This is a genomic window from Proteus penneri (genome assembly GCF_003144535.1).
GTDB lineage: Bacteria > Pseudomonadota > Gammaproteobacteria > Enterobacterales > Enterobacteriaceae > Proteus > Proteus penneri.
Genome location: NZ_PHFJ01000005.1, coordinates 41,483 through 56,895 on the forward strand (window position 1 = coordinate 41,483; position 15,413 = coordinate 56,895).

12 protein-coding genes and 1 pseudogene are annotated in these 15,413 nt (G+C 40.7%); 10 read left to right on the top strand and 3 right to left on the bottom strand.

What is annotated here, in order from left to right; translation table 11 throughout:
- Positions 1–109: 109 nt before the first annotated feature.
- Entirely contained in the window at positions 110–805 is a 696-nt protein-coding gene (mtnN, locus tag CUB63_RS08080; RefSeq protein ID WP_072063593.1) for a 5'-methylthioadenosine/S-adenosylhomocysteine nucleosidase, read from the top strand.
- A gap of 105 nt (positions 806–910) precedes the next feature.
- Entirely contained in the window at positions 911–1,735 is an 825-nt protein-coding gene (gene btuF, locus CUB63_RS08085) for a vitamin B12 ABC transporter substrate-binding protein BtuF (protein ID WP_006534943.1), read from the top strand.
- A 235-nt stretch (positions 1,736–1,970) separates the two neighbouring features.
- Here the strand turns inward: btuF and erpA are convergent, their stop codons facing one another.
- Complete coding sequence (gene erpA, locus CUB63_RS08090; RefSeq protein ID WP_006534944.1) at positions 1,971–2,315, bottom strand: iron-sulfur cluster insertion protein ErpA; 345 nt, start codon at positions 2,313–2,315, stop codon at positions 1,971–1,973.
- 275 nt (positions 2,316–2,590) lie between these two features.
- On the opposite strand from erpA, the gene hemL reads away from it, so the two are divergent.
- The gene (gene hemL / locus CUB63_RS08095) at positions 2,591–3,877 is read left to right on the top strand and encodes a glutamate-1-semialdehyde 2,1-aminomutase (RefSeq protein WP_109847843.1); all 1,287 of its coding nucleotides are present in this window, start codon (positions 2,591–2,593) and stop codon (positions 3,875–3,877) included.
- Positions 3,878–3,949: 72 nt separating this feature from the next.
- Here the strand turns inward: hemL and mrcB are convergent.
- Together mrcB and hrpB are read right to left on the bottom strand one after the other, a co-directional pair.
- Positions 3,950–6,256: pseudogene (gene mrcB, locus CUB63_RS08100) on the bottom strand (bifunctional glycosyl transferase/transpeptidase); the annotation flags it as partial.
- 128 nt (positions 6,257–6,384) lie between these two features.
- Complete coding sequence (gene hrpB / locus CUB63_RS08105) at positions 6,385–8,817, bottom strand: ATP-dependent helicase HrpB (protein ID WP_109847844.1); 2,433 nt, start codon at positions 8,815–8,817, stop codon at positions 6,385–6,387.
- An 85-nt stretch (positions 8,818–8,902) separates the two neighbouring features.
- Here hrpB and sfsA point away from each other — a divergent pair, with 85 nt between their 5' ends.
- From sfsA to panC, 7 genes are all read left to right on the top strand, one after another.
- Positions 8,903–9,613 (top strand): DNA/RNA nuclease SfsA, encoded by a 711-nt coding sequence (gene sfsA / locus CUB63_RS08110; RefSeq protein ID WP_109847845.1) that lies wholly within the window; start codon positions 8,903–8,905, stop codon positions 9,611–9,613.
- A 196-nt stretch (positions 9,614–9,809) separates the two neighbouring features.
- Positions 9,810–10,265: an RNA polymerase-binding protein DksA gene (gene dksA, locus CUB63_RS08115; RefSeq protein ID WP_023580786.1), complete on the top strand. Its 456-nt coding sequence runs from the start codon at positions 9,810–9,812 to the stop codon at positions 10,263–10,265.
- A 53-nt stretch (positions 10,266–10,318) separates the two neighbouring features.
- Positions 10,319–11,230 (top strand): tRNA glutamyl-Q(34) synthetase GluQRS, encoded by a 912-nt coding sequence (gluQRS, locus tag CUB63_RS08120; RefSeq protein WP_109847846.1) that lies wholly within the window; start codon positions 10,319–10,321, stop codon positions 11,228–11,230.
- Between the two features lie 37 nt (positions 11,231–11,267).
- The gene (gene pcnB / locus CUB63_RS08125; protein WP_109399245.1) at positions 11,268–12,875 is read left to right on the top strand and encodes a polynucleotide adenylyltransferase PcnB; all 1,608 of its coding nucleotides are present in this window, start codon (positions 11,268–11,270) and stop codon (positions 12,873–12,875) included.
- Positions 12,868–13,362 (top strand): 2-amino-4-hydroxy-6-hydroxymethyldihydropteridine diphosphokinase, encoded by a 495-nt coding sequence (gene folK, locus CUB63_RS08130; RefSeq protein ID WP_006534956.1) that lies wholly within the window; start codon positions 12,868–12,870, stop codon positions 13,360–13,362. The genes pcnB and folK overlap by 8 nt, the downstream gene beginning before the upstream one ends.
- 357 nt (positions 13,363–13,719) lie before the next feature.
- Entirely contained in the window at positions 13,720–14,511 is a 792-nt protein-coding gene (gene panB / locus CUB63_RS08135; RefSeq protein WP_072063600.1) for a 3-methyl-2-oxobutanoate hydroxymethyltransferase, read from the top strand.
- A 43-nt stretch (positions 14,512–14,554) separates the two neighbouring features.
- Positions 14,555–15,406 (top strand): pantoate--beta-alanine ligase, encoded by an 852-nt coding sequence (gene panC / locus CUB63_RS08140; protein WP_006534958.1) that lies wholly within the window; start codon positions 14,555–14,557, stop codon positions 15,404–15,406.
- Positions 15,407–15,413: the final 7 nt, after the last annotated feature.

Here is a 15,413-nt window from a genome sequence, read left to right on the forward strand (position 1 = left end):
CTTAAATAAAACGAATTCTCTATCCTTTGTGTTATATCGTGTTTTTCCGATAGATGTTAAACTCTATTTAAATTTTATTTATTCTTAACCTACAAGTGAGTATGACACAATGAGAGTTGGCGTAATAGGTGCAATGGAGCAAGAGGTCACACTTCTGCGTGATAAAATTGAAGATTGCCAAATCTTATCCCGTGGCGGTTGTGAAATCTATACAGGCAAAATTAATGGTGTTGATGTTGCATTACTAAAATCAGGTATTGGTAAAGTTGCCGCTGCGATCGGTACAACATTATTACTTGAGCATTTTCGTCCTGATGTCGTTATCAATACTGGCTCTGCGGGTGGCTTAGACTCAAGATTAAATGTTGGTGATATCGTTGTTTCAACGGAAGTCCGCTATCACGATGCAGATGTAACTGCGTTTGGTTATGAACCAGGTCAAATGGCACAATGCCCCCCCGCTTTTATTGCAGATCCTAAACTTATTAGCGTCGCAGAAGCGTGTATTGAATCACTAAAATTAAATGCTGTTCGTGGTTTAATTTGTAGTGGTGATGCTTTTATTAATGGTGCAGAACCTTTAGCTCGTATCCGTCGCACATTCCCAGATGTTGTTGCCGTAGAAATGGAATCAACCGCAATTGGTCATGTTTGCCATCAGTTCGGTACACCATTTGTTGTAGTTCGAGCTATTTCTGATGTGGCTGATAAAGAGTCACACTTAAGTTTTGATGAATTTTTATCTGTCGCCGCAGAACAATCAAGCTTAATGGTGACAGCGATATTGGATAAATTAAAAGACTAATTAAGTCGAGATAATCTTAAAACTGCTTTATCAATACCTCACCTTTATTTTTTACTTATTCTAAGATAAAAAATAGGTGGGTATTTTTTTATTATTGGAAAAGTAATGCGTTTATTTATCAATCTTGGATTATTACTCTACCCATTATTTTGGCTTAATGTTGCTATTGCTATCACGCCTGCTGATCGTGTTATTACGCTATCGCCATCAGCCACTGAAATGGCTTATGCCGCGGGCATGGGAGATAATATTGTCGGAGTTAGTGCTTACTCAGATTATCCGGAGGAGGCTAAAAATATTGAACAAGTGGCTAATTGGCAGGGGATTAATATTGAACGCATTCTATTATTAAAACCCGATTTAGTGATTGCATGGCAAGGCGGTAATCCACAACGTCCATTAGATCAGTTAAAAGCTTTGGGTATTCCTATTATTTATTCTGATCCACAAAGTATTGAAGAAATCGCAGACGATCTCGTTACTCTTTCCAATTATAGCCATCATCCTGATATTGCTTTAAACAATGCCCAACAATTACGCCAGCAATATCAGATATTACAACAACAATACGCATCAAATACATCGGATCACGCCAAGAAAAAAGTATTCATTCAATTTGGAATGCAACCATTATTTACTACATCAAATAGCACATTACAGAGCCATATTACGGAACTTTGCGGTGGAGAGAATATCTTTGCTAACAGCCCTGTGGCATGGCCTCAAGTAAGCCGTGAGCAAGTACTTACAAAACACCCTGATTTGATTATATTCAGTGGTAAGGCAGATCAAATACCTACAATAAAAGCATTTTGGCAACCTCAACTCCCTGTACCTGTTATTGCTATTGATGAAGACAGTTTTAGTCGACCAGCTCCACGTGTTATTAATGCAGCAAAACAAATTTGTGAGGCTATTGCGAACCATTGATTAGAAGCATAGACGGGATTTTAGATTTTGAATTTTGAATTTTGAATTTTGAATTTTGAATTTTGAATTTTGAATTTTGAATTTTGACAGATTTTGTCTTTAACTTTCACAAACAAAAGTCGTGAGCGAGCAAGCAGTGCAACAAGGCAGACAGCGCACAGTAAGCGGAGCATACATTAGTATGTGAGCATTTAACGTCGTGGCACTACTGCACAGCCACGACGCTAAATAAGGATCAGATACTAAAAGAAGAGCCGCAACCACACGTACTCTTAGCATTAGGATTCGTCACAATAAAACGCGACCCCTCCAATCCTTCGGTATAATCCACACAACCGCCTACTAAATACTGCAAGCTCATTGGATCAACCACTAAAGCAACGCCTTGTTTTTCTATGGTCATATCACCTTCATTCATTGCATCATCAAAGGTAAAACCATACTGGAATCCGCTACAACCGCCACCCGTGATATAAACACGTAAACGCAGATTTGGATTTTCTTCATCTGCAATCAGATCTTTTACTTTATTTGCAGCCGCGTCAGTAAATTGTAACGGCAGAGCCATATCATCACTCATTGTTCACTCCAGACTGGGTATTCCAGCAAAAAAAACAGCCAGCAAAAATTTATCTTTCTTGCTGATATAATGTGATGATTATCTAATACCTGCTCATAACCTTCAAGTTTGTTGTGGACAAAATACACTTTTTGCTACCTATCACTTTTTACGATAAACCACGTACCCACAATAATAGTGAGAAATCAAAATCTTGTTGCCGTAATTTGGCTTCATCAGCGTGGTGATTTAGAATACGCCTTAATCTTACGCTCACCCATCATTAGGAGTCTGACATGAGCAAGTCTGAAACGCTTTATAATCTCGCACAACAAGTGATCCCCGGCGGTGTCAACTCACCTGTTAGAGCATTTAACGGTGTAGGTGGAACCCCTCTTTTTATTGAACGTGCTAATGGTGCGTATATTTATGATGCCGATGGACGTGCTTACCTGGACTATGTTGGCTCATGGGGACCAATGGTTTTAGGTCATAATCACCCTGCTATTCGTGATGCTGTTACTGATGCGGTACAAAAAGGATTAAGTTTTGGCGCACCAACAGCGGCTGAAGTTGAAATGGCAAACCTAGTCACTGAACTGGTACCTTCAATGGATATGGTTCGCATGGTGAACTCAGGTACCGAAGCGACAATGAGCGCTATTCGCCTTGCTCGTGGTTACACTGGTCGTGACAAAATCATTAAATTCGAAGGTTGCTACCACGGTCATGCAGATTGCCTATTAGTAAAAGCGGGGTCTGGTGCATTAACCATGGGCCAACCTAATTCACCGGGCGTACCCGCTGATTTTGTCAAACACACCTTAACTTGCACTTATAACGATTTAAACTCTGTACGCCAAGCCTTTGAAAACTATCCAGAAGAAGTCGCTTGTATCATTGTTGAACCGGTTGCAGGCAATATGAACTGCGTACCACCAAAAGCAGACTTCTTACCGGGTTTACGTGCGTTATGTGATGAGTTTGGTGCATTACTGATTATTGATGAAGTAATGACAGGCTTTCGCGTGGCATTAGGTGGCGCACAAGCTTATTATGATGTTGATCCTGACTTAACATGCTTAGGTAAAATTATCGGTGGCGGTATGCCTGTAGGTGCATTTGGTGGACATATGGAAGTGATGTCTAAACTCGCGCCAATTGGCCCTGTTTATCAAGCGGGAACCTTATCAGGCAACCCAATTGCAATGGCAGCAGGTTTAGCCTGTTTACACGAAGTCTCACAACCGGGTGTTCATCAAACATTAGATGAACTCACAACAATGCTAGCGGATGGTTTACTTGAAAAAGCACAACAAGCGGGCATTCCAATGGTTATCAACCATGTTGGCGGGATGTTTGGTCTGTTCTTTACAGATGCAAAAGAAGTGACTTGCTATCAAGATGTGATGAACTGCGATGTTGAACGTTTTAAACAATTCTTCCATTTAATGTTAGAAAAGCGCATCTACCTTGCACCTTCAGCATTTGAAGCCGGCTTTATGTCTATTGCTCATACCAAAGAAGATATTCAACGCACTATTGATGCAGCGGAATATGCATTTGGAAAAATGAAAGGCTAGTTAGCGCTGTTCAGAGATCAATAAAAACGGCACTCACGTGCCGTTTTTATTTTAGCTAATCTACGTGATCACTTACTCAGAAAACAGATCTTGTAACCACTTTGGTGCGCCACTTTCATCAGTATCTTGCTGAACAGGTGTGCACAATCCATCTGGATTTGCTGTCCATACAGGTAAGGTACGAACACCACCACCATAACAAGCAAAGTTACCTTGAGCATCAACAGACATCTCTGCAATATCTTCTGGTGCTGGTGGGTTTAATTTCAGCGGTGCCTGATTCTGTAGATAATTACGATAAAGCAACAATGCCCCTGTTGAACCCGTTAAGTTCGTTGGGCCATTATTATCGCGCCCCATCCATGAAATCGTCACTTCTTTGCCATCAATCCCCGCAAACCAACTATCACGAAGATCGTTTGTCGTGCCCGTTTTACCCGCAAGATTGTAATTACCAAATTTTGGTTTTAATACACGCCATGCTGTACCCGAATTCACCACTTGTTGCATACCAAATAGCGTCATATAAGCCGCTTGTGGCGAAACCGTCGTTTCTGCTTGAGGATAACTTTGGTAAAGCACAGTACCATCTTGGGCAATAACAGAACGCAATGATGATAATTTTGCACGATTACCTAAACTACCAATTGTTTGGAAAGTTTGAGCGACTTCCATTGGTGTTAAGTTTAATGCACCTAATAGCATCGCAGGCACTTTTTCCAGATTTTCTGCGGGGGCACCTAAGTTAATCCAAGTTTGGATCACTCGATCTAACCCGACTTCTAAACCCAGATTGACAGTAGGAACATTACGTGAGGTTGCTAATGCATCCACCAACATTAATTTACCTTTATAACCGCGATCGTAGTTACGAGGTTGCCAAGGTTTGCCCCCTGGAATAGGCACAGAAATAGGTTCATCTGCAAGCCAGGTATTTAAACGAAAACGCTCAGGTTCACTTAATGCCGTTAAGTAGGTAGCCGGTTTTGCTAAAGAACCGATTGAGCGACGAGCTGATAATGCACGATTAAAGCCTGCATATTGTGGTTGAGAGCCTCCCACTAATGCTCTCACCTCTCCACTTAAGCGATCCACAACAACCATCGCCCCTTCAAGATCGTCAATTTTACGCACTTTACGTATATCGGCAACGCCCACTTCAACTGCTTTTTCAGCTGCATCTTGCGAGACAGGATCTAATGTAGTGAAAATTTTTGTACCCGATAAATCTTTTACTTTATCGCCCAGGGTTGTTTGTAACTCTTGGCGAACCAATTGCATAAATGCAGGTTGAGGCGTTAACGCTTCACTACGTGGTTTCACACCTAAAGGGCGCGCACTCAGCACATTGTAAAGCTCTTGATCGATTATCTCTTGGGTTTGCAGTAGTTTTAATACCACATTACGACGCTCTAACGCAGATTTGGGGTTACGCCATGGGTTATAAGCAGACGCGCCTTTAACCATCCCCACTAAAAGGGCTTGCTGATCAAGGCTTAATTCATCAACGGGACGACCAAAATAGTAAAGGCTCGCTAAAGGGAAGCCTCGAATTTGTTCATCACCACTTTGCCCTAAAAAAACCTCATTAAGATACAGCTCTAAAATACGATCTTTGCTATAACTCGCATCCATAATGATCGCCATATAGGCTTCATTAAGCTTTCTTTTTAACGTTCTTTCGTTAGTCAAAAATAGGTTTTTCACTAACTGTTGCGTTAAGGTACTCCCACCTTGAACCGCTTTACCGGCAGTAAAGTTTGCTAATACTGCGCGCCCAATCGAATAAAGGCTAATTCCATCATGTTCATAGAAACGGCGATCTTCTGTTGCAATTAATGTATCCACTAATAATTGTGGAAATTTATCTCTTGCTAAGAATAAGCGTTGTTCACCATTTGCAGATTGCATCATGGTAATTAACTTAGGATCAAGACGGAAAAAGCCAAATTGACGCTGATTATCCATGTTAGTAATACTAACCAATGAATTCTGCTCAAAGGTTAATTTAGCTAAAATTTGCTCTTCACGACCATCAGGAAAATCGAAAGGTCGGCGCAACATTTCAATCGTGTTGCCTCTTACCACAAATTCGCCAGGACGAGTGATTTTGTTAACATTGCGGTATTGCATACCTTCGAGTAAGCTCACCATCTCTTTTTGGCTATAATTCATGCCCGGCTCTAAGTTGACGGTACGTCCGTAAACCGCAGCGGGTAATTCCCAAACATTACCATCAAGGCGCTCTTTGATTTGAGAATGTAAATAAACCCCATAAATCCCCATTAAAACCGCAACCACAATGGCGATTTTGACAAATAACCAAAACCAAGAACGCCCTCTTTTGGTTTGTTTCACTGGTCTTTTCTTTCTACTCATGAACGCTATCTCTCATAAAAACCCCTTTATCACGGGATAAAGAAGCCTAACATTGTCGCTATTTTTCCGTGTGATCCCACAAGAAAGCTCTCAAATAGGGATAATCTACGATAAAAACTTAAATTAACTTATTGGCTATATTTTTTTACTCGTCGAGTCGGTGCCGTATTCGCCGGATCATCAGGCCATAAATGCTTGGGGTAACGTCCTTTCATCTCTTTTTGCACCTCTTTATAACTTCCAGCCCAAAATGTCGCCAGATCTTGTGTTTTTTGGATGGGACGATGGGCTGGTGATAATAATTCCATGACTACAGGCAATTGACCATTCGCAATAATAGGGCTTTGTTGTTCGCCATAAACTTCTTGAATGCGGATCGCAATGACTGGCGGTAACTCTAAATCATATTGGATCGCCACTTTTGTCCCTGTTGGTGCTAAATAATGCGTTGGAAATAAACTTTGTAGTAACTGATTTTCATGCCACGTTAATTGGTTTTTAATAATTGTATTAATATCAATTTGTTGTAATGCTTTTAATGTCTGAACTTCCCCCAATTCAGGCAAAAGCCATGTTTCTAAAGTTTCAAGTAACACCGTTTCTGCTAAATCAGGTAATAAGGCTTCTGGACACCATTTTTTCGCTAAAGAAAGGCGAATAAAAAGCTGTTGAGTCTCTTCATTCAGCGCTAAAGCCTTTAAACCGTTATCTCTCAACCAATTCAATAATGCTTGTTGCATTTGTTGCTTATTGGGTTTGTCTAATTGTCGCTGGCTTAAAGTTAATCGCCCTAATTGACGCTGTTGCCATGCAACTAATGTACCTCGTTTTTCATCCCATTCAACCGTGGTATTATTTTCAATAAGATCAGGAAAGATAGCTGATATTTCATCGATATCAATGGGTAGCGCTAATAAAATGCGCACATCGGCATAATGTACATTTTGTAGTAATAACGGCGCTAAGATCCACTGTGCATTACTCATAGAATGCGCATCATCCATCATGGCACCTTGCCCATTGGCTAAACGAAAACGACCTTGATTATCACGATTTTTAGCAATTCTATCAGGAAACCCGACTGCTAATAATGAACCTAATAATTCAGGACAAAAAATCCCTTTCCGATGTTGAGAAAGCTGTTTTTCACGTCGTGTCCAGAACATATTTTTTTGTTGAGAAACCCGTTCTAGATTAATTTCCTGCCCTCGTGGAGGCTCTTCTAAGATTGCACATAAGCGTGCTGCCGTCGCAAGATGATTGTCACTTTGCTCACTCGCATAATCTAAAATCGCGGCTAATCGAGGTTCTATTCCCCATTGCGCCATACGCAAACCACGCGGTGTTAATCCATCTTGCTTATCAATAGCGCCTAAACGATACAATAAATCTTTAGCTGCATTCAATGCTTGTGGGGTTGGTGTATCCAACCAACCCAATTGATTAATGTCACGACATCCCCACTGCAAGACGGAAAGCCATAACGACGATAAATCACTAGTTAAAATTTCAGGTATTTGGTGAGAAGCAACACGCTCTGCCTGCTCTTGGCTGATTAAATGCCAGCAAATACCTGCTTCAAGACGCCCAGCTCGCCCAGCTCGTTGTGTTTGTGACGATTGGCTAATCCTTTGACGCACTAAGCTAGTGACACCGCTTCTTAAATCAAACTGAGCGCGTTTCTCAATAGCACTATCAAGGACTAAGCGAATACCTTCAATAGTCAGACTGGTTTCTGCAATATTGGTAGCAAGTACGATTTTTCGATAACCTTTTTCAGTCGGTTCAATCGCTTTTTGTTGTTCTGCTAATGAAAGGGCGCCATAAAGTGGAAATAGTAAAATATTGTCATCCACTTTATCTTTTAGAATATCTGCAACGCGTACTATTTCTGCACTTCCCGGCAAGAATATCAGCATAGAGCCGGTTTCTTGCGCCAATAATCGCAACGCCATTGTGGCAATTTCTTGTTCAAAGGGTTGATGCGTATTGATAGGAAAATACACTCTTTCGACGGGATAACTGCGCCCTTGCGCACTGATCATAGGGGCATCAGGTAGTAGTGAGGTAATTTTTTGATTATCTAAGGTCGCGGACATAATCAAAACACGCAAATCATCGCGTAATCCCATCTGTACATCAAGCAATAGCGCTAGAGCTAAATCCGCTTGTAAGCTGCGTTCATGAAATTCATCTAACATTACAAGGCTTACGCCAGTCAACTCTGGATCTTGCTGTAACATGCGGTTTAATACACCTTCTGTTACCACTTCAAGTCGAGTTTTTGAGCTGACTTTGCTTTCCGCTTTCATACGATAACCTACCGTATTTCCAACTTCCTCATTGAGTTGATTTGCTAAACGATAAGCAATACTTTTAGCCGCTATTCTTCTTGGCTCTAATAAAATTATTTTGCCATCAAAGTAATTTTGCTCCAGTAAATAGAGAGGAAGCGCCGTGGATTTACCGGCACCTGTAGGTGCATGAAGCAAAACTTGTGGGGATTGTTTTAACGCAGTAACGATTTTTTCTGTTACATCAAAGATTGGCAATAAATGCACACAGGCTCCATGACTCATTAACTTTCTCGGCTTGGCATTGTAGCATTAGCGCTTTATTAAAGGTCATATTTTCATCGGAGTGATCATGAAATTTGAGCAACCGCTACAATCTGCCACTTTACTAAAACGATATAAGCGTTTTTTAGCAGACGTTGTTACCCCTAATGGGGAAGAATTCACGCTCCATTGTGCCAACACAGGTGCAATGACGGGATGTGCGACACCGGGTGATACTGTTTGGTACTCCACCTCTTTGAATGCAAAAAGAAAATATCCGCACAGCTGGGAACTGACTCAAACTCAAACCGATGATTGGATTTGTGTAAATACCTTAAGAGCGAATGGGATTATTGCTAATGCGATTGAGGCGGGTGACATTCCAGAATTATCTGAGTATGACGAGATAAAACGAGAAGTGAAATACGGTAGTGAGAATAGCCGTATTGATATTTTACTTAAATCAAATCATAAAGTTGACTGTTATATTGAAGTGAAGTCAGTCACTTTGCTCGACAACGGTATGGGTTATTTCCCTGATGCAAAAACAGAACGTGGTCAGAAACATCTTCGAGAGTTGACCGCTATCGCAAAATTGGGTTTAAGGGCTGTCTTATTCTACGCAGTTCCCCATACTGGCATTACGGAAGTGACTGTTGCTAAAGAGATTGATCCTAACTATGCTTCACTACTAAAAGAAGCATGTGATGCAGGGGTTGAAATCTTGTGTTATCGCATCAATATTAGTGAATACAATTTAACAATTGGACAGCAATTACCTTTTATTTCAAATGGTTAATTGAAATCCATGGTGTTAGTTAATCATTTTTTAACTAAAAAGGGATATTTACTTGCGTACCTTCACACCATGAGAAAACTTATTAAAGGAATAATTGCTATCCTCGCGGGCATCTGCTATTTATAGCGCCCTATTTTTTCCCCTTCCTGTTTTTAAGGTGGGGATTATTCAGAAATGCGTATGTAGGAGAAGCATTATGCAAGAAGGGCAAAAGCGTAAAACATCGTCCATGAGCATTCTCGCTATTGCTGGCGTTGAGCCATATCAGGAAAAAGCGGGCGAAGAGTACATGAACGAAGCCCAATTAGCGCATTTTAAGCTAATACTTGAATCTTGGCGCAATCAGCTCAGGGATGAAGTCAACCGCACCGTTACTCATATGCAAGATGAGGCGGCAAACTTCCCTGATCCCGTTGACCGAGCTGCACAAGAAGAAGAATTCAGTCTTGAGCTGCGTAACCGTGATCGTGAACGTAAACTCATTAAGAAAATCGAGAAAACACTGAAAAAAGTCGAAGATGATGACTTTGGTTTCTGTGAATCTTGTGGAGTAGAAATCGGCATTCGCCGTTTAGAAGCTCGCCCTACAGCCGATTTATGTATCGACTGTAAAACCTTAGCTGAAATCCGTGAAAAGCAGATGGCTGGCTAATAATGAGCAAACGCCTCAACCTAATACGTTGAGGCGTTAATCTGAATCTTTCGATGCACGAGATTACAGACTATATTGGGCGCTTTGCGCCATCGCCAACGGGTCGACTTCATTTTGGCTCATTGGTTACTGCACTTGGCAGTTATCTTCAAGCTCGTGCACACCACGGGCGTTGGCTTCTACGCATTGATGATATCGACCCTCTTAGAGAACCTCCTGGTACTGCACTCCAAATTATTCGCACATTAGAACATTATGGTTTGTTCTGGGATGAAGAGATCCTCTATCAATCGCAACGCCATGATGCTTACCGTGAAATTTTACACACCCTTTGGAAAGAAGGTGTTTGCTACCACTGTCATTGTAGCCGTCATCGTTTACATGACTTAGGGGGCGTGTATGATAACCACTGCCGTCATCGCGAACCGCTAACGAATAATGTTACACCTTTCGATAAAGAGAGTGCATGGAGATTAATCCAACAGCATCCCGTTTATCATTTTGAAGATAGCATTCAAGGTACATATTATTCAAAGAGTACGTCTATCGTATTAGAAGATATGATTATTCACAGAAAAGGTAACTTATTTGCGTATAATCTAGTAACAGTGATTGATGATAGTTATCAGGGTGTAACAGAAGTTGTTAGAGGTGCCGATCTACTTGATCCCACATTGCGACAAATCAGTTTACATAAACAACTGAATTTACCTATTCCGCGTTATGCTCATTTACCTTTAGTAATAAATCATGATGGTAATAAATTATCAAAACAAAATCACGCGAATGCGTTACCAGATACTGATCCAAGACCGGTCATTATCGATGCTTTACGGTTTCTTAATCAGCCCATTATTGCAGGTTGGCAAGATTATTCGTTAACATCATTGCTAGAGATTGCGATAGCACAGTGGTCACCTTCTGAGATTTTAAAACAAAATTATCAGCAACAAAGGTATGAATAAACCACACAAAGCATTCTCAAAAAATGTTCAGTAGGCTATGATTAGCCGCTTAATTTTTTTAATTATTAGAATTTATTATTCGAGGTGTCATATTTTTAATCGAGTAGCACATTTCTGCCGTAATCTGCTAGGGCGACAAACACCGTCATCAGACACACAACCGGTAGCAAGTGAAAGGCCTGTCACTGCATCTGACCGACCAAAACAAGAAACACAGAAACCTGTGCGTCGGCGTCCTGCTATATCCGCAGACCGTCCCCGTAAGAAAAAGAGTAACAAAGAAAAGGCGAACGGGAGTGATTTGCCAATGACTGTGATCCCAAGAGATCAACACCCAATTTCACGTAAAGACATCAGTGATAATGCCTTAAAAGTACTTTATCGACTAAATAACTCTGGCTTTCAGGCTTATTTAGTGGGAGGTGGTGTCCGTGACTTATTACTGGGAAAAAAACCAAAAGATTTTGATATTGCCACAAATGCAACGCCTGAAGATGTACGTCGATTATTCCGCAACAGTCGTTTAGTCGGTCGTCGTTTCCGTCTTGCTCATATTATGTTTGGCCCCGAAGTGATTGAAGTTGCGACTTTCCGTGGTTCTCATGAAGATCATGAAGTTTCAGACAACAACCAATCCCAGCAAGCACAAAGTGGCATGTTACTGCGCGACAATATTTTTGGTTCAATTGAAGAAGATGCCATTCGTCGTGACTTTACATTAAACAGTCTCTATTACGGCGTTGATGATTTTGCTGTACGTGATTACGTTGGCGGTTTAGCGGATCTGAAAGCTGGTATTATTCGTTTAATAGGCGATCCTGAAACGCGCTATCGCGAAGATCCTGTCAGAATGCTTAGAGCAATTCGCTTTGCCAGCAAATTGGATATGCAAATTGCACCAGAAACGGCAGAGCCTATTAGCAGATTAGCCCCTTTATTACGTAATATTCCATCGGCTCGTCTTTTTGAAGAGTCGCTAAAATTATTACAAACAGGGCAAGGCTACAAAACTTACAAGTTAATGTGCCGTCATCAATTACTTGAACCACTGTTTCCGCTAATTGCTTCTAAAATGACAGAGCAACATGATACGCCGATGGAGAGAATGATAGATCAAATTCTCAAAAATACGGACTACCGCATCAATAAAGAGATGCGAGTCAATCCGGCGTTCTTATTTGCGGCGATGTTGTGGTATCCATTAATTGAACATGCCGAAAAATTAGTCCAAGAAAGTGGTCTTTCTTACTATGACTCTTTCTCTATGGCGATGAACGATATTTTAGATGAGCAATGTCGTACTATTGCGATACCCAAACGCATTACCACAACCATGCGTGATATCTGGCTATTGCAACAACGTTTACCGAAACGCCAAGGTCGTCGAGCGAATAAATTACTTGAGCACCCTAAATTCCGTGCCGCATTCGATTTACTGGAATTACGTGCCAATGTACAACGCAATCCAGATCTTGAAGCGTTAGCAAGTTGGTGGGCTGATTTCCAAGCATCTAACAATACACAACAACGCTCAATGGTCTCTGAATTAGGTCAAGCGCCGGTTCGTAGACGTCCACGTCCACGTAAACGCCCTCGCCATCCAAGTGCAAAACCTGCATCCAGACAAGAGAACACCCATGAATAAGCAGAAAAAACGTGTTTATATCATCTTGGGAAGTAATTTGGATTCACCTGAAAATCAGGTGAATTCAGCGATTAAGGCAATTAGTGAGATCCCACAAACAACATTAATTGCACAATCATCTTGGTATCGTACTCGCCCTATGGGACCACAAGATCAACCTGATTACCTTAATGTCGCTGTTGTGGTTGATACAACATTAGCCCCCGAAGAGTTGCTTAATAACACTCAAGCAATTGAATTAGCACAAGGTCGCGTCAGAAAAGAAGGCAATCGTTGGGGGCCGAGAACGCTTGATATTGATATTATGTTATTTGGTGATGATGTGATCCAAACCGAGCGATTAACGGTACCTCATTACGGACTTAAAGTCCGCGAATTTATGCTTTATCCATTAGCGGAATTAGCCCCCGAACTTCGTTTTCCTGATGGTGAGTTATTAGCAGATAGATTGGCGTTAGTGCCTGAAAATGGCATGGAAAAGTGGTAATTTCACGCTAATACGTCCTTAATGCTAAAGGTTGATACCGTAAAAATAGACACTGTATCAGCCTATCTCTTCTCTTTTGCTTTCCCTCAATTTTTCAAATTCAGCTCTTCTTCTCTATTTTTGAATTCTTTTATATTTATTTTTACATATAACAAACTGATAAATATAAATAAAAATCATCATTTATTATTTTTCATTACTCATTTAATTACTTTTTCTTCGTTTTTAGTCCTTAAATGCTACAATCGAAAGCGGCTTTATTTTGATAATCTAATATTTTCTTTAATAAACAAATGATTATGTGAAGTAATTAATTTTATCTACACACCAAAAACGACACTGATGGAGTTTTTTACAATGAAACCCACTACGCTTTCAACGCTAAACCGCTATAAGCAAGAAAAGAAAAAATTCGCCACACTCACTGCTTATGATGCAAGTTTTGCTCACCTTTTTGCACAAGAAGGTATTCAAGCCATGTTGATTGGTGATTCCTTAGGAATGACACTACAAGGTCATAACAGCACCTTACCCGTTACTGTTGAGCAAATTGCCTATCACACTCGTTGCGTAAGAGCTGGTGCGCCTAATGCCTTTTTAATTGCAGATATGCCCTTTATGTCTTATTCAACACCTGAGCAAGCTTGCCTTAATGCCGGCATTTTGATGCAAGCAGGGGCGAATATGGTAAAGATTGAAGGGGGTAGCTGGTTAATACCGACAGTAAAAATGCTGACCGAACGTGCTGTTCCAGTCTGTATTCATTTAGGATTAACACCACAATCCGTTAATGTTTTTGGTGGCTATAAAGTTCAAGGCAGAGAACTAGCAGCCGCAGAACAATTAAAACAAGATGCCATGTCACTTGAAAAGGCAGGTGCGCAACTGGCTGTTTTAGAATGTGTTCCCGTGGCTCTTGCAAAAGCGATTACAGACGCGCTAACGATGCCTGTTATTGGTATTGGTGCGGGAAATGTTACTGATGGCCAAATTCTCGTTATGCATGATTTATTAGGATTAACGCCACAGCCTCCAAAATTCTCTAAAAACTTCTTGCAAGAAGCAGGCTCTTTGCAAGGCGCCGTTAGCCTGTATGTTCAGCAAGTAGAGCAAGGCCTATTTCCACAAGAACAACATACATTTAACTGATTTATTATCTTAATTTATAAACATCGTTTAAAGGAGTCACGCCATGCTAATTATTGAAACTACGCTTATCTTACGCAGAGAAATCAAGCGATTAAAGCAAGAAGGTAAACGCATTGCATTGGTTCCAACTATGGGTAACCTTCATGAAGGCCACCTAAAATTAATTGAAGAAGCCCGTCTTCATGCAGATGTGGTTATCACATCTATTTTTGTTAATCCACTTCAGTTTGATAGAGAAGCCGATTTAGCAAACTACCCTCGTACTTTACAAGAAGATTGCGAGTTACTGCGTGATAAACATGTCGATATCATTTTCGCGCCTTCTGCGAAAGAGATGTATCCACATGGCATGGAAAACCAAACAACGGTTGATGTACCTGTACTTTCTACTGTATTGGAGGGTGCAAGCCGTCCTGGTCATTTCCGTGGTGTTACAACAGTCGTCAGTAAACTATTTAATCTTGTACAACCTGATGTCGCGATGTTTGGTGAAAAAGACTTCCAGCAACTGCAAATTATCCAAAAAATGATAAACGATTTATGTATGGATATCAGCATCGTTCCTGTTGCTATCGTACGTGACAAAAATGGTTTAGCACTCAGTTCGCGCAATCGTCTATTATCTGATAATGAAAAACAGCAAGCCCCTGCACTTTACCAAGCAATGCAAGAAATCGCAGAACAATTAAAGTTGGGGGATCATGATGTTAATCACCTACTGCAAAATGCAAAAAACACTTTAGAACAAAAAGGTTTTCGTGCAGATGAATGCTTTATTTGTGATGCAGATACACTCACACCATTAAATGAAGAGAGTCGTCGAGCAGTGATTTTAATGGCAGCATGGCTAGGTAATACTCGTCTTATTGATAACCAACAAGTTAACCTTGTTTAATATTCAT

Coding starts and splice junctions, on each gene's coding strand:
- mtnN (WP_072063593.1), top strand. CDS start 110: ATGAGAGTTGGCGTAATAGGTGCAATGGAGCAAGAGGTCACACTTCTG.
- btuF (WP_006534943.1), top strand. CDS start 911: ATGCGTTTATTTATCAATCTTGGATTATTACTCTACCCATTATTTTGG.
- erpA (WP_006534944.1), bottom strand. CDS start 2,315: ATGAGTGATGATATGGCTCTGCCGTTACAATTTACTGACGCGGCTGCA.
- hemL (WP_109847843.1), top strand. CDS start 2,591: ATGAGCAAGTCTGAAACGCTTTATAATCTCGCACAACAAGTGATCCCC.
- sfsA (WP_109847845.1), top strand. CDS start 8,903: ATGAAATTTGAGCAACCGCTACAATCTGCCACTTTACTAAAACGATAT.
- dksA (WP_023580786.1), top strand. CDS start 9,810: ATGCAAGAAGGGCAAAAGCGTAAAACATCGTCCATGAGCATTCTCGCT.
- gluQRS (WP_109847846.1), top strand. CDS start 10,319: ATGCACGAGATTACAGACTATATTGGGCGCTTTGCGCCATCGCCAACG.
- pcnB (WP_109399245.1), top strand. CDS start 11,268: ATGATTAGCCGCTTAATTTTTTTAATTATTAGAATTTATTATTCGAGG.
- folK (WP_006534956.1), top strand. CDS start 12,868: ATGAATAAGCAGAAAAAACGTGTTTATATCATCTTGGGAAGTAATTTG.
- panB (WP_072063600.1), top strand. CDS start 13,720: ATGAAACCCACTACGCTTTCAACGCTAAACCGCTATAAGCAAGAAAAG.
- panC (WP_006534958.1), top strand. CDS start 14,555: ATGCTAATTATTGAAACTACGCTTATCTTACGCAGAGAAATCAAGCGA.